Below are 21,064 nucleotides of genomic sequence, written 5' to 3'. Positions count from 1 at the left end.
ATTGCTTTTAAAAGAGATAAACCATGAGCCATAACGACACTATCGTCGCCCAGGCAACCCCACCAGGACGCGGTGGTGTGGGCATCCTGCGCATTTCCGGTCTGAAGGCGCGCGAAGTGGCCGAAGCGGTGCTGGGCAAGCTGCCAAAACCACGCTACGCCGATTATCTGCCGTTTAAGGATAACGACGGTATCGCGCTGGATCAGGGCATTGCGCTGTGGTTCCCGGGCCCAAATTCCTTTACCGGCGAAGACGTACTCGAGCTGCAGGGTCACGGTGGGCCAGTGATCCTCGATCTGTTGCTCAAACGGATCCTGACCCTGCCCGGCCTGCGTATTGCCAGACCGGGCGAGTTCTCCGAGCGCGCCTTCCTGAACGACAAGCTGGACCTGGCCCAGGCCGAAGCAATTGCCGACCTCATTGACGCCAGCTCCGAGCAGGCCGCGCGTTCAGCGCTCAATTCGCTGCAGGGGGCGTTTTCTGTCAGGATAAACCATCTTGTGGAAGCGCTGACTCACCTGCGCATTTACGTCGAAGCGGCGATTGATTTCCCGGATGAAGAGATCGACTTCTTGTCTGATGGCAAAATCGAAGCCCAGCTGAACGGCGTAATGGCCGATCTGGATGCGGTGCGGGCCGAAGCGCGCCAGGGCAGCCTGCTGCGCGAAGGGATGAAGGTGGTGATTGCCGGGCGTCCCAACGCCGGTAAATCGAGCCTGCTGAACGCCCTCGCGGGCCGTGAAGCGGCGATCGTGACCGACATTGCCGGTACCACCCGCGACGTGCTGCGTGAACACATTCATATCGACGGGATGCCGCTGCATATTATCGACACCGCCGGTTTACGCGATGCCAGCGACGAAGTGGAGCGCATCGGCATCGAGCGCGCCTGGCAGGAGATCGAGCAGGCCGACCGGGTGCTGTTTATGGTTGATGGCACCACCACTGCTGCACTCGACCCGGCTGAGATCTGGCCGGACTTTATCGCCCGCCTGCCTGCAAAGCTGCCGATCACCGTGGTACGTAACAAAGCGGACGTCACCAGTGAAACGCCGGGCCTCAGCGAGGTGAACGGTCACTCACTGATCCGTCTGTCGGCGCGTACCGGCGAAGGCGTGGACGCACTGCGCAGCCATCTGAAACAGAGCATGGGCTTTGATACCAACATGGAGGGCGGTTTCCTGGCCCGTCGTCGTCATCTGCAGGCGCTGTCCGATGCCGCCGATCATCTGGAGCAGGGCAAAGCCCAACTGCTCGGGGCCTGGGCGGGTGAACTGCTGGCAGAAGAGTTGCGTCTGGCGCAGCAGGCGTTAAGCGAGATCACCGGTGAGTTTACCTCGGACGATTTGCTGGGGCGCATTTTCTCCAGCTTCTGTATTGGTAAGTAATTCCCCTTAACACAAGGTGATTTCCTCACAGGAAATCACCTTTGTCCAAATGGCAACTCGCCACCTCCCCGTTATCCCCCTATGCTGCTTGCCTGTATCTATGGGGGTTATATGGCTCGTTTTCTGTTTTGTAGTTTTGCGCTGGTGCTGCTGTATCCATCAGGGATTGATATGTATCTGGTGGGGCTGCCGCACATCGCCCGCGATCTGGGCGCCAGCGAAGCGCAGCTGCATATCGCGTTTTCGGCCTACCTCGCCGGGATGGCGTCATCGATGGTGTTTGCCGGGAAGATTGCCGACAAAGCCGGCCGCCAGCCTGTCGCCATTACCGGAGCGATCATTTTTGCCCTCGCCTCGGTGCTGTGCTCGCTGGCTCAGGACAGCACCCTGTTCCTCACCGGGCGCTTTATTCAGGGTATTGGCGCAGGCGCCTGCTATGTGGTGGCCTTTGCAATTTTACGCGATACCTTAAGCGCCCAGCGCCGCGCCAAGGTGCTGTCGATGCTGAACGGCATCACCTGTATTATCCCGGTGCTGGCGCCGGTAGTGGGTTATCTGATTATGCTTAAGCTGCCGTGGCAAAGCCTGTTCTGGACGATGGCGGCAATGGGCGCACTGGTCTTTATTCTGTCGATTACGGTGCTGAAAGAGACCCATCCGGGGTCGCAGAATACGGGCCATGGCGCCACAAGCCTACCGGATGAAAAGCTCCTCAACCGTTTCTTTATCAGTCGGCTGCTGGTGACCACGCTGAGCGTGGCGGTGATCCTGACCTATGTAAACGTTTCCCCGGTGTTGCTGATGGAGGTGATGGGTTTTGATCGCGGGGAATATTCCACGGTGATGGCCTTAACGGCAATGGTCAGTATGGCCGTGTCGTTCTCAACGCCGTTTGCCCTGAATATCTTTAGCCAGCGCACGCTAATGCTAACCTCTCAGGTGCTGTTCCTGGCGGCGGGCGTGATTCTGACCATCGCCAGTTCCCACGCCCTGATGCTGGCGGGGATCACCCTGATTTGCGCCGGATTCTCGGTGGGCTTTGGTGTCGCCATGAGCCAGGCGCTGGGCCCGTTTGCCCTGCGTGCAGGGGTGGCAAGTTCGGTGTTGGGGATCGCTCAGGTATGCGGTTCTTCGCTGTGGATTTGGCTGGCGGCAATAATCGGGCTCAATGCGCTGAATATGCTGATCGGGGTGCTAATTGGCTGTAGCATGCTGTGCATTACCTTACTTTTGGTTATCCGGCCCGCAGCGCACTATGAAGAAACCCATCAGCAGTCTCGATCTTAACCTTTTGTTGTGCCTGCAGCTTTTGCTGCAGGAGCGCAGCGTGACCAAAGCCGCCAAGCGAATGAACGTCACCCCGTCGGCGGTCAGTAAATCACTGGCCAAGCTGCGCGACTGGTTCGAAGACCCGCTGTTCGTTAAAACTCCGCTGGGCTTGCTGCCGACGCCGCTGACGGTGAGTCTGGAGCAGGATCTTGCCGACTGGATGCAGATTGGCAATCAGATCCTGGACAAATTCCATCACGACTCCCCTGGCGGCCTGACGTTCGAGATGGCTGCGGAAACGCCGCTGATGCTGATCCGTTTTAACACTCTGCTGGAACAGATTAATCAGCGCTATCCGCAGGCCACGGTCAAAATGCGCCACTGGGATTACGATTCGCTGGACGCCATTACGCGTGGGGAGGTCGACCTTGGCTTTACCGGGCGGGAAACCCACCCGCGCTCCCGCGAACTGCTCAAGCTGATGCCGTGGTTTATCGACTATGAAATACTGTTTAGTGACCGCCCCTGCGTCTATCTGCGTGAGGATCACCCCGCGCTGCAGGACGAGTGGAACCTTGAGACGTTTCTGCGCTACCCACATATCAGTATTTTTTGGGAACGTAGCGACACTTGGGCGCTGGATGAAGTGCTAAGAGAGATGGGCCGTACGCGTAATATCGCCATGAGTTTGCCGGGTTTCGAACAGTCGATGTTTATGGCCGCGCAGCCGGGCCATAACTACATTGCCACCGCACCGCAGTACTGCCATCACTATAACCAGCTCCACCAGCGCAAGCTGATTGCCCTGCCGATCCCCTTCGATGAAGCACAGGCTCAGAAGCTCACCGTGCCCTTCACCCTGATCTGGCACAAGCGTAACAGCCACAATCCTAAAATCCTCTGGCTACGGGAAACCATTAAGGCGATTTATGGTTCACCACTGTGTTAGCAAGCGCGTTTTTGACTAAAAATAATGTAAAGTTCGGCTCCAGGACTTCTCTTCGCCTCATTTAGCCATTAAAACAGACGGAAAGTTAAGCGATAATGATGTAAGCGTTTAACATCACTACTGACCATTATCATGGAGCGAAAAATGGCTACGCATTTTGCAAGAGGGATGCTTACCGAGGGGCGACTGGTTTCATCCAGACTCCCGTCATCCTGTCATAACGAAGCCCGTAAGCTACCTGAACATCGCCGAACCCGGTTCCTGGCCTCCCGGGCGCTGCTCGCTGAACTGCTGTTTATGCTTTACGGCACCAGCGAGCTACCAGAGATGATCACCCAGCCCGAAGGCCGGCCTGAATTTGCCGATCCGGATCTGCCGCGTTTTTCTATTGCTTACGCCGGAAACATCGTGGGGCTGGTGCTGACGACCGAGGGCGACTGCGGGCTGGACATGGAACTCCAGCGCGCGATCCGCAACCTGCACGGTTCCCATGCCCACGACGAGTATCCGCTTTCCAGCAATGAGAGCTTATGGGTGCGTAATCAGAACGATCCCAACGAAGCCAAAGCCCAGCTGATCACCCTACGCCAGAGTATCCGTAAGCTGTCAGGCGACGCCAGTGATTGCGCCAGCCTGCTGCAGCTGTTACCCGGCTCGGGTCGCCTGCGCGCCACCAGAGCCCCCGAGATTGAAGCCCTGAGCGATGCCGAAGACGTGCTGATCTGGTCGATTGCCGTCACCCCAGCCATTGAACGCCTCAAAATCTGGCAGTTTGATAGCCGCCTCGGCTGGCACTGTCTGCCGGACGTGCCGGCGCGCGCAAACGAGCCCGAAGCGCGCCTGATGCGCTTAACCAGTTTACCGATTGAAAAAGCCATTATCCTAAACTGACCCTTCAGGGCCATCATGATGAAGAAGGAGTAATCATGTCTGATACGCTGAACGTTGTTACGTTACTGGGAAGTCTGCGCAAAGAATCCTTTAACGGGATGGTTGCCCGGACGCTGCCGAAGCTGGCCCCGACGGGAATGGCGATTTCCGCCCTGCCTTCGATTGGCGATATTCCGCTGTACGACGCGGATGTGCAGCAGGAAGAAGGATTCCCGGCGGCAGTCGTCGCGCTGGCAGATCAGATTCGCCAGGCCGATGGGGTGGTGATTGTCACCCCGGAATATAACTACTCGGTGCCGGGCGGCTTAAAGAATGCTATCGACTGGCTTTCTCGTCTGCCAGAACAGCCGCTGGCGGGTAAACCGGTGCTGATCCAGACCAGCTCCATGGGGGCAATTGGCGGCGCACGCTGCCAGTATCACCTGCGTCAGATTCTGGTGTTCCTTGATGCAATGGTGATGAACAAGCCGGAATTTATGGGCGGAGTAATTCAGAACAAGGTCGACCCGCAGACGGGTGAAGTGGTGGATCAGAGTACCCTGGACCATCTGACCGGTCAGTTGACCGCGTTTGGGAAATATATTCAGCGGGTTAAAGCGTAAGGTGAGTGCGGCCTGATGCCCTCACCACGCCCCTCTCCCTGTGGGAGAGGGAGAAAACACCAAAGCCCTTTTCTTAGAAAAGGGCTTACTGTTTATTAATGTGCGTCGATAAACGCAATCTTCAGAATGAACAGCAGCGCCACCACGATCACGCACGGGCTCAGTTCACGCCAGCGCCCGGTGCCCAGCTTCATCACGCAGTAAGAGATAAAGCCCAGCGCAATCCCTTCGGTGATAGAGAAGCTGAACGGCATCATCACCGCGGTAATAAACGCCGGAACCGCTTCGGTCAGGTCGTCCCACTTCACGCGCGACAGGCTGGATGTCATCAGCACACCCACGTAAATCAACGCGCCTGCAGCAGCGTATGGTGGCACCATGCCGGCCAGCGGAGAGAGGAAAATCACCAGTAGGAACAGCAGACCGACAATCACTGCGGTCAGGCCGGTACGGCCACCGACAGAGACACCGGAAGAGGATTCGATGTAGGCGGTAACCGAAGAGGTGCCGATAAAGGAACCCGCTACGGAAGAGATGCTGTCGACATAAAGCGCCTGCTTCATGCGCGGGAATTTGCCTTTCTCATCGGCCAGACCGGCTTTATCGGTCACGCCAATCAGCGTACCGGAGGAGTCAAACAGGTTCACCAGCATGAAGGAGAAGATCACACCCGCCAGGCCCAGATTCAGCGAGCCCGCCAGATCGACATGACCAATCACGGTAGTGACGCTTGGTGGCGCAGAGATGATCCCGCCGTATTTCACATCGCCCATCATCCAGCCCAGCAGGGTGGTGACCACGATGGAGACCAGCACCGCCGCGTGGATATTACGCGAGGCCAGAATCGCAATGATAAAGAAGCCCAGTACGCCCAGCAGCACGCTGTGCGACGTCAGGTTGCCGATGCTGACCAGCGTTTCCGGGTTCGCCACAATCACGCCAGCGTTTTTCAGCCCCATCATGCCGATAAACAGGCCGATACCGCTGGTGATGCCTACGCGCAGGCTGACCGGGATATTGGCAATCATCCAGTAACGCACGCGGAAAATGGTCAGGATCAGCAGACCGACGGCACCCCAGAAGATGGCACCCATCCCCACCTGCCACGGCAGGCCCATCGCCTGAACCACCACAAAGGCGAAGAAGGCGTTCAGACCCATCGCAGGCGCCAGCGCCACCGGCAGGTTAGCGAACAAGCCCATCAGGATGCTGCCGAAGGCGGCGATCAAACAAGTAGTCACGAAGACGGCGCTGGTATCCATGCCAGCAACGCCCAGAATTTGCGGGTTCACGAAAACGATATAGACCATCGTCAGGAAGGTAGTGAAACCGGCGATCACTTCGGTGCGTGCCGTTGTGCCGTGTTCGCGCAGTTTAAACACGCGCTCAAGCAAACCCGTTCCAGAAGACTGGGTAGTGTGTTGTTGACTCATCATCTATTTCCGAACAAGGAGGGAAAATTCGTCGCTATCCTATACCAAAATGCGACAATAGGGGCGGTTGGCGCGCATTTTTTTTCATTGAATTTGCTTATACGGCAACGATTGCGTCCCACCATTCGGTATTACGTAAACGTTAAACTTGTTAAGAAAGGGAAAGGCATGTCTCAGATTGAAGCAGTGTTTTTCGACTGCGACGGTACGCTGGTCGACAGTGAGGTCATCTGTTCCCGGGCGTATGTCACCATGTTCCAGGAATTTGGTATTACGCTCGATCTCGAAGAGACGTTCAAACGCTTTAAGGGCGTGAAGCTCTACGAAATCATCGATATCATTAACGCCGAACGTGGCGTCAGTTTCGCGAAAGCGGATCTGGAGCCTGTTTACCGCGCCGAGGTCGCACGCCTCTTCGACTCCGAACTGGAAGTGATCACCGGTGCCAGCGAGCTGCTGGATGCGATGGCCGTGCCGATGTGCGTGGTCTCCAACGGTCCGGTCAGCAAAATGAATCACTCTCTTGGCAAGCTGCAAATGCTGCACCATTTTCCGGAAAAACTGTTCAGCGGCTACGATATTCAGCGCTGGAAGCCCGATCCGGCGCTGATGTTCCACGCGGCTAAAGCGATGAACGTCAATGCGGAAAACTGCATTCTTGTGGACGATTCCAGCGCGGGCGCGCAGTCGGGTATTGATGCGGGGATGGAGGTGTTTTACTTCTGCGCCGATCCGCATAACAAACCGATCGATCACCCGAAGGTGACCACCTTTACCGATCTGGCTCAGTTGCCAGAATTGTGGAAAGCACGCGGCTGGAATATCACCCGCTAAGCCTGACCAGCCGTAAAGTGATGTGCTTTACGGCTGTACGCCGAATATCAGTGCGGCTGAGTTAGCGCCGAGACCGCCGCGTTATCCGCAATAATGGTCAGCGACGGATGCAGCTGCAGCACCGACGCCGGAAGTTGTTCCGTTACCGGCCCTTCAAGCACCCCCTTCAGCGCCTTCGCTTTACCTTCACCGTTCACAATAAGCAGCAGGTTTTTTGCTGCCATGATGCTTTTCGGCCCCATCGTCACGTAGCAGTCCGGCACCAGCGAAAAATCTCCGCCCAGTTCGCCGTGTGCCACAAGATCGACCATCTCGCCTGCAATGGGTACTGCAACGGTCATATCGTGAAAATGGGTGGTGTTGGGTAGGTTTCCGCAAAAATGTCCATCAGCTCCCAGTCCCATTACCACCAGATCCAGCCCACCCTGATTTGCAATGTTGGCATCATGATGGCGATAATTCTCTAGGGTCAGCTGCTGAATGTTCTCTTCGCTGATGCTGGCTGGGGTAAAAAACAGGCTGCGTAAATTGGTGATGGTCACGCCATCCCCGGTTTTGCCGCGAAACGGAATTTCATCGAAATTATAAAAATGCACGTTCTTCAGCCAGGCTTTGCCTCGTACGGACGCGGTAAGCAGCTCATACATTCTCTTGGGCGTTTTGCCCGCCGTGATCGCCAGATTCACCCGGCGCGTTTTTAGCATGAATTCTACCAGGTGATGCGCCGCAACCTGGCTCATCTGCTCATAGTCTTCCGTTATAATTAGCTTCATCTTTTAACTCCCGCGATTATTTGAATAATTTTTGCACAAAGGACGAGTAAGCCGGACGCCAGACGTCCATCTCATGATTCAGGCCGGGATATTCCTGGTAATCAAAGCGGATCTGCCGTTTCTCAAGCTCTTGCTTCAGCCCGAGGATGTCTTTACCAGTGACGACGTCTTTCTCACCAACCACCACCGTGAAATTGCGCAGCTGCTTGTTGATCGACTCCGGGTCATTCAACCGCGCGCTGACGCCCGCGTCCGGCACAGTGGTGGTGGTCACACCGCTTAAGGTGGCCAGCCAGCCAAAGCTTTCCAGATGGTTCATCCCCGAGACCAGCGCCTGATAGCCACCCTGCGACAACCCCGCCAGCGCACGGCCATCGGCATCATTCCGCACATGAAAGCGTTCGCTAATCAGCGGGATAATGTCGTTCATCAGCTCGCGATCGGCGGCCTGGGCATTCAGCGGGTAGAAGGCCTTGCGCCGCTCGTTGGGAACGAACGCTTCTGCGACGATCCCCGTAGCGTCGGTTTCGGTGTCTGGCACCACCACCAGCATCGGCTCAATTTTGCCGTCGGCGAGCAGGTTATCCATGATCTGCGCGATACGCCCCTGATCGATTGCCGAACGGCCGGTGTCGCCAAAGCCGTGATAGAAGTAGAGCACCGGCAGCGGTTTGCCCTGCCCGCGGTAGCCCGGTGGCGTCCAGACGTACAGCTGGCGCTCAGACTTGAGCGCAGCAGAGTGATAGGTCAGGGTAATGAGATCCCCGTGCGGTACCGGATTCACATCCAGAATGCTCCCCGGCACCAGCACCATGCTGGTATTCACCTGGCGCTGCGGCTTGGTCATCGCCGTGCCAGTATCGATGCTGCGCACGCCGTCAACGTTGAAGAAATACTCGTAAAGATTGGGCTGCATCACCGGCCCCTGCCAGTGCCAGAGGCCCGCGCTGTCTTTGGTCATCGGATGAATATTTTCCGCTGAGGGGATCCCTACCACCACCGACACGCTTTTCGCGGTCGGCGCAAAGTAGCGATACGTCACCGACTTATCGGCATTCACCTGCGTGACATATTGACTCAGTGGCCGGGACGGGTCCGGCGCAGCCGGGAGATCGGCCGCGAAAGCGGTCTGGCTCATACAGAGGCACAGCGTAATCAACGATAAGCTCGTTTTGATGCGTTTCATCGGTATCGTCCTTAATAAATTGATCGGGTTACCACCAGATTTCAGCCTGCGCACCCACTGCAAACTGATCCGTCTTCTGATCTTCGAACGTGAAGTTATCCAGCTCGGTGTCTTCCGCTTTAATGTAAGTCGCGTAGAAACGGATTTCCGGGCGGGAGGTCAACATACTGGTGTTGACTTTAAAGGTATGAAAGAGCGTGGTTTTGTAGCCAGGCTCGTCATATTTCTCGCCGCTGAGATCGGTATTCTGCTGTTTGAAGTACCCCAGCTCGACGCCGGTCTGGTTATATTGATCCCAGATATACGCCGGGCGCACGACGGCACGGATGGATTCGAAGTCGGAATGTGCCCCGGTTTCATAGCTGTAAACGCCATTACCGAAGGAGTAAACCAGCGCATTGGCGACAATAACCCGGTCGTTAAGGTACATCTCGCTGATCCTTTAACAGTATTGGGCAAAAAAAAACCTGAAAAAGATGCCTCTTCTTGAGAAGATCATCTCTTTCAGGTTTTGCCCGTATGATTACGGTAGCAATCCACTATTTAAAACTGTTACACCATCGAATAAATAATTAATGATGACTATTATTGTCGTTGAAGTGTTTTATTTCAGTTGGGATTTAAAAACAATGCGGGATTAAAGTAAATGTGACTGGCGTCGTAATTAATAACAACAAAGGGCAGGAGGTATTGATGGGGTAGATATAACGCCAGCATAACTGGCGTTATGAATGATATTACTCTTTCGGATCTTTACCCGCGAGCATTTTGTCCAGCTCATCACCGCCAACGTGACGGAAATCCTGACCCTTCACGAAGTAGAAGATGTATTCGCAAATGTTCTGGCAGCGGTCACCGATACGTTCGATAGAACGGGCGCAGAACAGGGCGGTCAGTACGCTTGGAATGGTACGGGGGTCTTCCATCATGTAGGTCATCAGCTGACGCACAATACCTTCATATTCCTGGTCGACTTTCTTGTCTTCACGGTAGATACGCACCGCTTCGTCCAGATCCATACGCGCGAAGGCATCCAGCACGTCGTGCAGCATCTGCACGGTGTGACGGCCAAGCGACTCCAGGCTAACCAGCAGCGGCTGGTGCTGCTGAGAGAATTTCTCCAGCGCAGTGCGGCAGATTTTGTCCGCCACGTCGCCAATACGTTCCAGCTCGGCGATGGTTTTAATGATCGCCATCACCAGACGCAGGTCGCTCGCCGTTGGCTGACGCTTGGCGATGATCCGTACGCAGGCTTCGTCGATGGCGACTTCCATCATGTTGACGTTTTTATCGCCTTCCACCACGCGCTTCGCCAGCTCGCTATCCTGGTTATGCATCGCGGTGATTGCATCAGACAGCTGCTGCTCGACCATTCCGCCCATGGTCATCACCTGGGTGCGGATGCTTTCCAGCTCTGCGTTGAACTGGCCGGAAATGTGTTTATTAAGATTGAGGTTGTCCATGGTTAACTCCAAATCAACCGTAGCGGCCAGTAATGTAATCTTCTGTTTGTTTCTTCGCGGGCTTGGTGAACAGATCGTCCGTTTTACTGAACTCAATCAACTCGCCCAGGTACATAAACGCGGTGTGGTCGGAACAACGCGCAGCCTGCTGCATGTTGTGGGTCACGATCACCACGGTGTAATCCGCTTTCAGTTCCGTGATCAGTTCTTCGATACGCCCGGTGGAGATCGGGTCCAGCGCTGAACAAGGCTCATCCAGCAGCAGCACTTCCGGGCGAATGGCGATGCCACGCGCAATGCACAGACGCTGCTGTTGACCACCAGAGAGAGAGTATCCGCTCTGGTGAAGTTTATCTTTGGTTTCGTTCCATAATGCGGCCTTGGTCAAGGCCCACTGCACGCGCTCATCCATATCGGTACGGGAGAGCTTCTCGAACAGGCGCACACCAAAGGCGATATTGTCATAAATGGACATCGGGAACGGCGTCGGCTTCTGGAACACCATCCCCACCTTCGCACGCAGTAGCGCGATATCCTGGGTATTGGTGAGAATGTTATCGCCATCGAGCAGGATTTCGCCTTCGGCGCGCTGCTCAGGATAAAGCGAATACATTTTGTTAAAGGTTCGCAGCAGGGTGGATTTTCCACAGCCTGAAGGACCGATAAATGCCGTCACCTGGTTCTTGGCGATATCCAGATTGATGTTCTTAAGGGCATGGAACTTGCCATAGTAAAAGTTCAAATCACGAACCGTAAGAATACCTGGGGCAGTATCAACCATACTCATTGACTCATTTCCTCATCCGGCGCCGCAGAGTGCCACGCCGTCAATAATTAACCGTGTTTCTTCTTCGCGAAAATAACGCGCGCCAGAATGTTCAGTAACAATACACACAGGGTAATAATCAGAACCCCGGCCCAGGCCAGTGACTGCCATTCGGCAAACGGGCTCATCGCAAATTTAAAGATGGTCACCGGCAGGTTGGCGATCGGCTGCATCATGTCCGTGCTCCAGAACTGATTGGAGAGCGCAGTAAACAGCAGCGGTGCCGTTTCACCTGCGATACGGGCAATGGCCAGCAGTACGCCGGTCAGGATCCCGGAGACCGATGCCTTCAGGGTGATGGCAGAAATCATCTTCCACTTCGGCGTACCCAGCGCGTAGGCCGCTTCACGCAGGCTGTCCGGCACCAGTTTCAGCATGTTCTCGGTGGTACGGATGACGATAGGCACCTGCAACAGCGCCAGCGCAATCACACCCGCCCAACCGGAGAAGTGTTCCATCTGCGCCACCACGATGGTGTAGACGAACAGGCCGACCACAATTGACGGAGCGGAAAGCAAAATATCGTTAATGAAGCGGATCACTTCTGCGACCCACGACTTGCGCCCGTATTCCGCCAGATAAATCCCCGCCATGATGCCCAGCGGTGTACCGAAAACGGTCGCCCACAGGATCAGCAGGCCGCTGCCCGCCAGGGCATTCGCCAGGCCGCCACCCGCCGTGTTAGGCGGTGGGGTCATTTCAGTGAACAGCGCCAGCGACATACCGTCGATACCGCGGGTCACCGTGGAGAACAGGATCCAGACCAGCCAGAACAGACCAAATACCATCGTCGCCATTGAGAGCGTCAGCGCCAGGCGGTTTTTAAAGCGGCGCTTCGCCTGCATTTTGCGGCGGGATTCTGCCAGCTCTGCGGTGTTTTGCATTTCGAGCGTTGCCATTAGCGTGACCCCTCATTTTTGGCCAGGCGCGTGATCATCACTTTAGAGATCGCCAGAACGATGAAGGTGATAACAAACAGGATTAAGCCCAGTTCCATCAGCGCAGCTACGTGCAGACCTGATTCCGCTTCGGCGAATTCATTGGCCAGCGCCGAGGTAATGCTGTTACCCGGCATGTAAAGCGATGCGCTGTCGAGCTGGTAGGTATTACCGATGATAAAGGTCACGGCCATGGTTTCACCCAGGGCACGACCCAGACCCAGCATCACGCCGCCAATCACCCCGTTGCGGGTAAACGGCAGGACGATACGCCAGATAACTTCCCAGGTAGTGCAGCCGATGCCGTAGGCCGACTCTTTCATCATCACCGGGGTTTGTTCAAAGACATCGCGCATGACCGCCGCAATGTACGGAATAATCATGATGGCCAGGATCACGCCTGCAGCCAGGATCCCGATACCGAATGCCGGGCCGGAAAAGAGCGCGCCCACAAACGGAATATTCGACAGGATATTGCCGACCGGCTCCTGGAAGTACTTCGCGAACAGTGGCGCAAAGATGAACAGGCCCCACATGCCGTAAACGATACTCGGGATCGCCGCCAGCAGTTCGATGGCGATACCCAGTGGTCGCTTCAGCCAGTTCGGTGCCAGTTCAGTCAGGAACAGTGCGATACCGAAGCTTACCGGTACTGCGATCAGCAGGGCGATAAACGAGGTGACCAGCGTGCCGTAAATCGGCACCAGCGCACCGTAGATATCGTTCGGTGCATCCCACTCTTTGGTCCACAGGAAGGAGAAACCAAATTTCTGGATGCTCGGCCAGGAGGAGACAATCAGCGACACGATAATGCCGCCCAGCAGCAATAGCACAATCAGCGCAGCCAGTCTTACCAGCGCGCTGAAAATCATGTCACCTTTTTTACCCGGAGGGTTAAATGCAGGCTTGGTTGCAGCCATAAGTTACTCTTCTGTTTGAGACGTCTTACGAACATGCCCGGTGGCGCGAGCGCTTACCGGGCCTACTGTTGGAGCTGTAGGGCGGATAAGCGCCAGCGCCACCCGCCATCTTCGTCAAATATATCCTGTTAGTACAGCGCTTTACCGCTGCTGTCTTTCACGTTGGTTTTCCATGCAGCACGAATCTGCTCAACCACGCTGTCTGGCAGGCTGGCGTAGTCCAGGTCATTAGCCTGTTTGCCGCCATTTTTGTACGCCCAGTCGAAGAACTTCAGCACTTCAGTACCCTGCTCAGGTTTCTTCTGATCTTTGTGCACCAGGATGAAGGTGGTGGACGTGATTGGCCACGCCTCGTCACCTTTCTGGTTGGTCAGGTCCTGGGCGAAAGATTTGCTCCAGTCAGCGCCTTTAGCCGCGTTAGCGAAGCTCTCTTCGGTCGGGCCGACAGGCTTACCATCAGCAGAGATCAGCTTGGTGTAGGCCAGGTTGTTTTGCTTGGCGTAAGCGTATTCTACGTAGCCGATTGAGCCTGGCAGACGCTGTACGAACGCGGCGATACCGTCGTTACCTTTACCGCCCAGACCAGTCGGCCAGTTAACGGTAGAGCCAGAACCGACTTTGGATTTCCACTCTTCGTTCACTTTCGCCAGGTAGCTGGTGAAGACGAAGGAGGTACCGGAACCGTCAGCACGACGAACCACAGCGATGTTCTGCGAAGGCAGCTTCACACCTGGGTTCAGTTTGGTGATGGCTTCGTCATCCCATTTTTTGATTTTGCCGAGGTAGATATCCCCCAGAGTTTTGCCATCCAGCACCAGCTCGCCAGATTTCAGACCCGGGATATTCACGGCCAGCACAACACCACCGATAACGGTCGGGAACTGGAACAGGCCTTCCTGCGTCAGTTTTTCATCAGACAGTGGAGCGTCAGATGCGCCGAAATCAACGGTATTCGCCGTAATTTGTTTTACGCCACCGGAGGAGCCGATACCCTGGTAGTTAACCTTGTTACCAGTCTCTTTCTGGTAAGTATCAGCCCATTTGGCATACACCGGCGCAGGGAAGGTTGCACCAGCGCCAGTCAGGCTCGCCTCTGCAAATACAGAGAAAGCGCTCATCGATAAGGTCGCGGCGACAACAGTTGCGACAGTGGTACGCATAACTTTCATAATGTCTCCTGCAAGGATTTCGTAAATCATTGTTTAAGTGGCTACGTTGAGCAAAATAGGACAAACAGGTGACAGATAAATGTCTGAATTATGACAGTTTTATGACAACGAAATTTGCGGGAAAAAATCTACAAAATAACTGTTTAACTTCATGATGTTAGAGTTAAACGTGACAGATTTTTTTCAGTAAAATTATCTTTATGTGACACTGAAAAAGTAGCTGAAGATGACGAATTGTCATACAGAGGCGGGAAAAAAAACTCCACCCGAAGGTGGAGTCTGGAGAGATTATTCTACGGTAACTGACTTCGCCAGGTTACGCGGTTGGTCAACGTCAGTGCCCTTGATCAGCGCAACGTGATACGCCAGCAGCTGCAGCGGAACGGTGTAGAAGATTGGCGCAATCACCTCTTCCACATGCGGCATCTCGATGATGTGCATGTTGTCGTTGCTGGTGAAACCGGCATCGCTGTCCGCGAAGACATACAGCTGGCCGCCACGGGCACGCACTTCTTCGATGTTGGATTTCAGTTTTTCCAGCAGTTCGTTGTTTGGCGCCACGACGATCACCGGCATATCCGCATCAATCAGCGCCAGTGGGCCATGTTTCAGCTCGCCTGCCGCGTAGGCTTCTGCGTGAATGTAGGAGATCTCTTTGAGCTTCAGCGCGCCTTCCAGCGCGATCGGATACTGATCACCGCGACCGAGGAACAGGGCGTGATGCTTGTCAGAGAAATCTTCTGCCAGCGCTTCAATACGCTTGTCCTGAGACAGCATCTGCTCAATACGGCTCGGCAGCGCCTGCAGACCGTGAACGATATCCTGCTCAATGGCCGCATCCTGGCCTTTCAGACGCGCCAGTTTCGCCACCAGCATCAGCAATACCGTCAACTGAGTGGTAAACGCTTTGGTCGACGCCACGCCGATTTCGGTTCCGGCGTTGGTCATCAGCGCCAGATCAGATTCACGCACCAGCGACGAGCCTGGCACGTTACAGATCGCCAGCGAACCGAGAAAGCCCAGCTCTTTAGACAAACGCAGCGCCGCCAGGGTATCGGCCGTTTCTCCGGACTGAGACAGGGTGATCATCAGGCTGTTATTGCGTACAGCCGATTTGCGATAGCGGAATTCAGAGGCGATTTCCACATCGCACGGCACGCCTGCCAGCGATTCAAACCAGTAGCGGGACACCATACCGGAGTTGTAGGAGGTGCCGCAGGCAACAATCTGAATGTGCTCGACTTTCGCCAACATTTCGTTGGCGTTCGCCCCCAGCTCGCTCAGATCTACCTCACCGTGGCTGATGCGCCCGGTCAGGGTATTTTTGATGGCGTTAGGCTGCTCGTAGATCTCTTTCTGCATGTAGTGGCGGTATGCGCCTTTATCACCCGCATCGTACTGCAGGCTGGATTCGATATCCTGACGCTTCACCTGCTCGCCGGATTTATCAAACAGGGTCACATCGCGACGGGTCACTTCGGCGATATCGCCCTCTTCCATGAAGATAAAGCGACGGGTAACCGGCAGCAGCGCCAGCTGATCGGAGGCGATAAAGTTCTCGCCCATCCCCAGACCGATAACCATCGGGCTGCCAGAACGCGCGGCCAGAAGGGTGGACGGGTCACGGCTGTCCATGATCACGGTGCCGTAGGCGCCGCGCAGATGCGGGATCGCACGCATCACGGCTTCACGCAGCGTACCGCCCTGCTCCAGTTCCCAGTGAACCAGGTGGGCGATCACTTCGGTATCCGTTTCAGAAACGAAGGTATAACCGCGCGCGGTCAGATCTGCGCGCAGGGGTTCGTGGTTTTCGATGATGCCGTTATGCACCACCACAATGTGTTCTGAGACATGCGGGTGCGCATTGCCTTCTGAAGGTTCACCGTGGGTTGCCCAGCGGGTATGAGCAATACCTGTGCCGCCATGAAGCGGGTTTTCTTCCGCCGCCTGCGCCAGCATGTTCACTTTACCGAGGCGACGCAGGCGGGTCAGATGACCTTCTGCATCGACCACAGCCAGACCGGCTGAGTCATAACCACGGTATTCCAGACGACGTAATCCTTCGAGAAGGATTTCAGCAATATCACGCTGCGCAACTGCTCCAACGATTCCACACATAGTTTTATATTCCAGATAGAGGCTTTACGCCTGTGTTGTCGCTGACCTGTTTTGCCCGTTTTATCGGGCGCCCCGAGCCTTGTAGAGAGTGGGGTTATATTTATTAGATACTGCCTTTGGGCGGGGGATTATGTTATCCCCTCAACCCTGTTTGCCGGATGTCGCTAACGCTAATCCGGCCTACAAAATCGGAATTACTTCTTTTTCACCGGGCGTTTCCAGCCGGGCTTCTGCACCTGCGGTACGCGGCTGATAACCAGCGCGTTTTCTGCCACGTCGCGCGTGACGGTGGTGCCTGCCGCAATAGTGACGCCATTGCCCACAGTGACCGGGGCCACCAGCTGGCTGTCGGAACCGACAAACACGTCATTACCGATAATGGTTTTAAACTTGTTCGCGCCGTCGTAGTTACAGGTGATTGTACCGGCGCCGATATTCACGTTGTCGCCGATCTCTGCATCGCCCAGGTAAGTAAGATGACCCGCTTTGGATCCTTTACCCAGACGCGCTTTTTTCATTTCGACGAAATTACCGACATGCGCACCTTCCAGCAGCTCCGCGCCAGGACGCAGACGAGCAAACGGCCCGATGGTGCAGGCGGCAGCCAGGTTTGCATCTTCAACCACGCTGTAGGCGCTGATTTCGCAATCGTCGCCAATCACGCTGTTTTTGATAACGCAGCCCGCGCCGATCTTCACGCGGTGACCGAGGGTCACGTTACCTTCAAGAATAACGTTAGTATCGATTTCAATATCGCGCCCGTGATTGAGCACGCCTCGTAGATCGAAACGTGCCGGGTCACGCAGCATTACGCCTGCCAGCAGCAGCTTTTCAGCCTGCTCGGACTGGTAGACGCGTTCCAGACGGGACAGCTGCAGACGGTTATTCACGCCTTCGACTTCGCTTAAGCGATCCGGGTGCACGGCGGCGATCTCGTGGCCTTCCTGATACGCCATCGCAATAATATCGGTGATGTAGAATTCACCCTGTGCATTGTTGTTGTTCAGGTTTGCCAGCCAGCGCTTCATGTCCGCACCATTGGCGATCAGAATCCCGGTGTTAATTTCCTGAATTTCACGCTGCGCGTCGGTCGCGTCTTTATGTTCGACAATCCCGGTCACCTTGCCGTTATCACGGGTGATTCGGCCATAGCCGGTCGGATCGTCCAGCTTGACGGTCAACAGACCAATGCCGCCCTGCGGTTTTGCTTCACGCAGGCGAGCCAGGGTTTCAACGGAGATCAACGGCACGTCGCCGTAGAGCATCAGGATGTCTTCATCATCAGAAAAGAACGGCGAGGCCTGCTGCATAGCATGACCGGTACCCAGCTGTTCAGCCTGCAGTACCCAGTTGAGTTTGTCGTCACGCAGCGTCTGCTTAAGCAAGTCGCCACCGTGACCGTACACCAGATGGACCTGGCTGGCGCCAAGCTCATTTGCCGCGTCGATGACATGCTGCACCATCGCTTTCCCTGCCAGGGTATGCAGCACTTTTGGAAGATCGGAATACATGCGGGTGCCTTTGCCAGCGGCAAGAATGACCACGCTCATCGTATTATTCAACATACACGTCCTGACTGTAATTTGAGTGAGAAGTAGAACCCTTCGGTGTTGAAAATTCTACATATTTTTCGCCATGAAATGGAGCGACTGTAAAACGTACAACATCACATGATCCGGGCTATTTACCGGTACTTTTTACAGCAGAATAAGTAACTTTGCCTAAGGAATATAGCCCCGTTTAGCCAAGTCTCCAGTCCTCACAACATGTTAGCCATTCTTTCGCCCCATGAATAAAGACACCAGAAAACAAAACGCCGTTTTATTTATCTAATTATGTGACAAATGAAAAAGAAACGATGTTTCAACCTGATGATAATAGCGCTCAATTATTACTCAGGAGAATAAAATGAAGTCTACAATACCTCTGGCCCTGATGATGTGCTCCGCCTTCGCTGCCACCGCTGCCGAGCAGCCTCGTGTCTGGAAGGCCATTGCCTTTGGTCAGTCAACGGACGTGAATTTTTCGTCTAACGTGCTGCCCGAAAAAATTGGCGTTAACGATGTCACTGTCGACGGGAAAACGCTGAAGCCGCAGGAGAGCGTCGATCTGGCCAAAGCCATCACGCTGGAAAGTCGCGGCGGTAAAATTGCCAACGCCCATGACGGCCTGACCTTCTTCTATACTGAGCTGCCGGCCGGGGAGAATTTCGTCTTACAGGCCAATATTAAGGTAGATCAGTTTGGACCGGAAAATGGGGCTAAACCGGCGGCCCAGGAAGGTGCCGGGCTGCTGGTGCGCGATATTATCGGCACGCCACGTCAGCAGCCGCTGAAAGCCGGTTATGAAGAGTTTCCTGCCGCCTCGAACCTGGTGATGAACGCCATCATGACCCAGGACAAAAAGGATCATCAGCGGGTGAAGATGCAGACCATCACCCGGGAAGGGATCACCCGTCCGTGGGGGAATGCCGGCGCCGCCATCAAAAAGCAGAGTTATAAGGAAGAGGTGGATCTAAGCCAGACCCCGGAATTCCGTCTGAAACTGCAGCGCACCAACGACGGGTTTGTTACCGCGTGGGCGCCGGCAGGCAGCGACAGTTGGGTGAGCAAAACGGTGCCGCGTGCCGATCTGATTTCAGTGCAGAATAAAGATCGCTATTACGTCGGCTTCTTTGCCTCCCGCAACGCTAAAATTACGGTGACCGATGCCTCACTGACCACCTCCAGCGCCAACACCGTCTCATCCGCCCCGTGGAAAGCAGAGCCGCTGCCGCTACTGGTCCAGCTGGCATCCGCTAGCACCAGCCCATCCGCGGATTACCTGCTACAGGCACGCGCTAACGAGGACGGTACCTTTAACGTGCGACAAAATGAAGTGGTGATCGGGAATGCGAAAGCGGTAAAAGCAGGCGAGATGTACACCCTGCCGACCCGCCTGGAGCAGACCAGCCACTTTGCTCTCACCTTTACCCCTGCGCAGGGCGAGCCTGTGACGCAGCAGTTCAGCGTCGAGCGCGTTGCTGAGCGTAAAACCGACATCCTGTACGCCGCACCGGATGGCAAAGCCGATGCGCAAGGCACAGCCGATGCGCCACTGGATTTTGCCACGGCCATCACCCTGCTGGCCCCCGGCGGTAAGCTGGTGCTGAAAAACGGGGATTACCCACGCGGGCAGATCCCTCTTACCGCCAGCGGCACCCCCGATAAGATCAAAACGCTGGAGGCAGACGGAAAAGTGGTAGTCCACGGCCTGCTGGTGGACGCCAGCTACTGGCATATCAAGGGTATCGACATTACGGAGAAAAGCCTGCGTATCCAGGGTAGCCATAACCTGATTGAGCAGGTCACCGCGTACCGCAATGACGATACCGGGATCCAGATATCCTCCCCGGAGAAAATTGGTCGCCCACTGTGGGCAAGCTATAACCGGGTGATCAATTCAGAATCATATGGCAACCAGGATCCTGGCAAGATTAACGCCGATGGTTTTGCGGTGAAGATGCGCGTGGGTGAGGGAAACCGACTGGAAAACTGCTATGCGCATGACAATATCGATGACGGCTTTGACTTGTTCAACAAGATTGAAGATGGGGCGAATGGCGTGGTGGTGATCGAGAATTCAGTCGCCAGCAACAATACCAGCAACGGCTTTAAGCTTGGCGGGGAAGGGCAGCCTGTGGCGCACCAGATCCGTAACAGCAAAGCGACGGGCAATCATCTGGATGGCTTCACAGACAACTTTAACCCAGGCAAGCTGGTGGTGGAGAACAACCTTGCGGTGGATAACCAGCGCTTCAACTATATCTTCCGTCCAAGTCCGTACGGCGATGTGACCACGCAGGGGACGTTTACCGGCAACGTGTCGATCCGTAACCAGCCAGGACAGTACGATGATGCGGTGGTGGGGATAATTGATAACACCAATTACTTTATGGCCGGGGGAAAAAGCGTTAATACAGAAGGGAAAGAAGTCGATAAAGCTCAGGTTAAAACCCAGTAACCAGAGAGGCGCTTCGCTTATCACACTACGGTAAGCGTGGCGCCACCCGGCAGTTCAGCACTTAGTGATTGATTGTACCGAAAGAGATGGTCATGTTGCTGAAAAGGGCGATGATTTTGTTGATAATTTTCATGATGGCATCCTGATGTTATTGGAGTTCAGTTATGTGACATTCATCACAAAACAGAGTCTACTCCTGAACATTTTGCCGATCAAGCTTTTGTGATGTAAATCACAAAATAAATAAAACACCTTTTCAGTTTTAAAATTAGTGAAACGCAGCCATAAAAAAAAGCCAGCCTG

The 21,064-nt window shown here is 55.0% G+C and carries 17 protein-coding genes and 1 pseudogene; 7 read left to right on the top strand and 11 right to left on the bottom strand.

From position 1 onward, the window contains the following. Positions 1 to 23: 23 nt before the first annotated feature. From mnmE to M8013_RS01945, 5 genes are all read left to right on the top strand, one after another. Positions 24 to 1,388, top strand: a complete 1,365-nt coding sequence (gene mnmE, locus M8013_RS01965) for a tRNA uridine-5-carboxymethylaminomethyl(34) synthesis GTPase MnmE (protein ID WP_271266156.1) — start codon at positions 24 to 26, stop codon at positions 1,386 to 1,388. Positions 1,389 to 1,499: 111 nt separating this feature from the next. Further along, positions 1,500 to 2,675: an MFS transporter gene (locus M8013_RS01960; protein ID WP_271266155.1), complete on the top strand. Its 1,176-nt coding sequence runs from the start codon at positions 1,500 to 1,502 to the stop codon at positions 2,673 to 2,675. Beyond that, positions 2,644 to 3,606 (top strand): HTH-type transcriptional regulator YidZ, encoded by a 963-nt coding sequence (gene yidZ, locus M8013_RS01955; RefSeq protein ID WP_271266154.1) that lies wholly within the window; start codon positions 2,644 to 2,646, stop codon positions 3,604 to 3,606. Before M8013_RS01960 ends, yidZ begins: the two co-directional genes overlap by 32 nt. Positions 3,607 to 3,750: 144 nt before the next feature. Further along, positions 3,751 to 4,497, top strand: coding sequence for a 4'-phosphopantetheinyl transferase family protein (locus M8013_RS01950; protein ID WP_271266153.1), 747 nt, complete (start codon positions 3,751 to 3,753; stop codon positions 4,495 to 4,497). 35 nt (positions 4,498 to 4,532) lie between these two features. Then, positions 4,533 to 5,099, top strand: coding sequence for an NADPH-dependent FMN reductase (locus M8013_RS01945; RefSeq protein ID WP_271266152.1), 567 nt, complete (start codon positions 4,533 to 4,535; stop codon positions 5,097 to 5,099). Positions 5,100 to 5,194: 95 nt separating this feature from the next. Here the strand turns inward: M8013_RS01945 and M8013_RS01940 are convergent, their stop codons facing one another. Next, positions 5,195 to 6,532, bottom strand: a complete 1,338-nt coding sequence (locus M8013_RS01940) for an NCS2 family permease (RefSeq protein WP_271266151.1) — start codon at positions 6,530 to 6,532, stop codon at positions 5,195 to 5,197. 168 nt (positions 6,533 to 6,700) lie between these two features. Between M8013_RS01940 and yieH the strand changes: the two genes are divergently transcribed. Next, complete coding sequence (yieH, locus tag M8013_RS01935; protein WP_271266150.1) at positions 6,701 to 7,366, top strand: 6-phosphogluconate phosphatase; 666 nt, start codon at positions 6,701 to 6,703, stop codon at positions 7,364 to 7,366. A 47-nt stretch (positions 7,367 to 7,413) separates the two neighbouring features. Here the strand turns inward: yieH and M8013_RS01930 are convergent, their stop codons facing one another. From M8013_RS01930 to glmU, 10 genes and pseudogenes are all read right to left on the bottom strand, one after another. After that, positions 7,414 to 8,139 (bottom strand): glucosamine-6-phosphate deaminase, encoded by a 726-nt coding sequence (locus M8013_RS01930; protein WP_271266149.1) that lies wholly within the window; start codon positions 8,137 to 8,139, stop codon positions 7,414 to 7,416. Positions 8,140 to 8,155: 16 nt separating this feature from the next. Next, on the bottom strand, positions 8,156 to 9,325 hold the full coding sequence (locus M8013_RS01925; protein ID WP_271266148.1) for an alpha/beta hydrolase: 1,170 nt from the start codon (positions 9,323 to 9,325) through the stop codon (positions 8,156 to 8,158). 28 nt (positions 9,326 to 9,353) lie between these two features. Further along, positions 9,354 to 9,758, bottom strand: a pseudogene (locus tag M8013_RS01920) (carbohydrate porin); the annotation flags it as partial. 304 nt (positions 9,759 to 10,062) lie between these two features. After that, positions 10,063 to 10,788 (bottom strand): phosphate signaling complex protein PhoU, encoded by a 726-nt coding sequence (gene phoU / locus M8013_RS01915; RefSeq protein WP_271266147.1) that lies wholly within the window; start codon positions 10,786 to 10,788, stop codon positions 10,063 to 10,065. Between the two features lie 13 nt (positions 10,789 to 10,801). Next, positions 10,802 to 11,575 carry a phosphate ABC transporter ATP-binding protein PstB gene (pstB, locus tag M8013_RS01910; protein WP_271266146.1) on the bottom strand — a complete coding sequence of 258 codons (774 nt, stop codon included), beginning with the start codon at positions 11,573 to 11,575 and terminating at the stop codon, positions 10,802 to 10,804. Positions 11,576 to 11,622: 47 nt separating this feature from the next. Then, on the bottom strand, positions 11,623 to 12,513 hold the full coding sequence (gene pstA / locus M8013_RS01905) for a phosphate ABC transporter permease PstA (protein WP_271266145.1): 891 nt from the start codon (positions 12,511 to 12,513) through the stop codon (positions 11,623 to 11,625). Further along, positions 12,513 to 13,472, bottom strand: a complete 960-nt coding sequence (gene pstC / locus M8013_RS01900) for a phosphate ABC transporter permease PstC (protein WP_271266144.1) — start codon at positions 13,470 to 13,472, stop codon at positions 12,513 to 12,515. The genes pstA and pstC overlap by 1 nt, the downstream gene beginning before the upstream one ends. 128 nt (positions 13,473 to 13,600) lie before the next feature. Next, on the bottom strand, positions 13,601 to 14,641 hold the full coding sequence (gene pstS, locus M8013_RS01895; protein ID WP_271266143.1) for a phosphate ABC transporter substrate-binding protein PstS: 1,041 nt from the start codon (positions 14,639 to 14,641) through the stop codon (positions 13,601 to 13,603). A 288-nt stretch (positions 14,642 to 14,929) separates the two neighbouring features. Next, positions 14,930 to 16,759 carry a glutamine--fructose-6-phosphate transaminase (isomerizing) gene (glmS, locus tag M8013_RS01890; RefSeq protein WP_271266142.1) on the bottom strand — a complete coding sequence of 610 codons (1,830 nt, stop codon included), beginning with the start codon at positions 16,757 to 16,759 and terminating at the stop codon, positions 14,930 to 14,932. Positions 16,760 to 16,953: 194 nt separating this feature from the next. Further along, entirely contained in the window at positions 16,954 to 18,324 is a 1,371-nt protein-coding gene (gene glmU, locus M8013_RS01885) for a bifunctional UDP-N-acetylglucosamine diphosphorylase/glucosamine-1-phosphate N-acetyltransferase GlmU (protein WP_271266141.1), read from the bottom strand. 343 nt (positions 18,325 to 18,667) lie between these two features. Between glmU and M8013_RS01880 the strand changes: the two genes are divergently transcribed. After that, on the top strand, positions 18,668 to 20,761 hold the full coding sequence (locus tag M8013_RS01880) for a right-handed parallel beta-helix repeat-containing protein (protein ID WP_271266140.1): 2,094 nt from the start codon (positions 18,668 to 18,670) through the stop codon (positions 20,759 to 20,761). The last annotated feature ends 303 nt before the right edge of the window (positions 20,762 to 21,064 follow it).

The sequence above is a fragment of the Silvania confinis genome, from assembly GCF_025564085.1.
GTDB classification, from domain to species: Bacteria; Pseudomonadota; Gammaproteobacteria; order Enterobacterales; family Enterobacteriaceae; genus Enterobacter; species Enterobacter confinis.
This window is presented reverse-complemented; position numbering and strand designations above follow the sequence as displayed.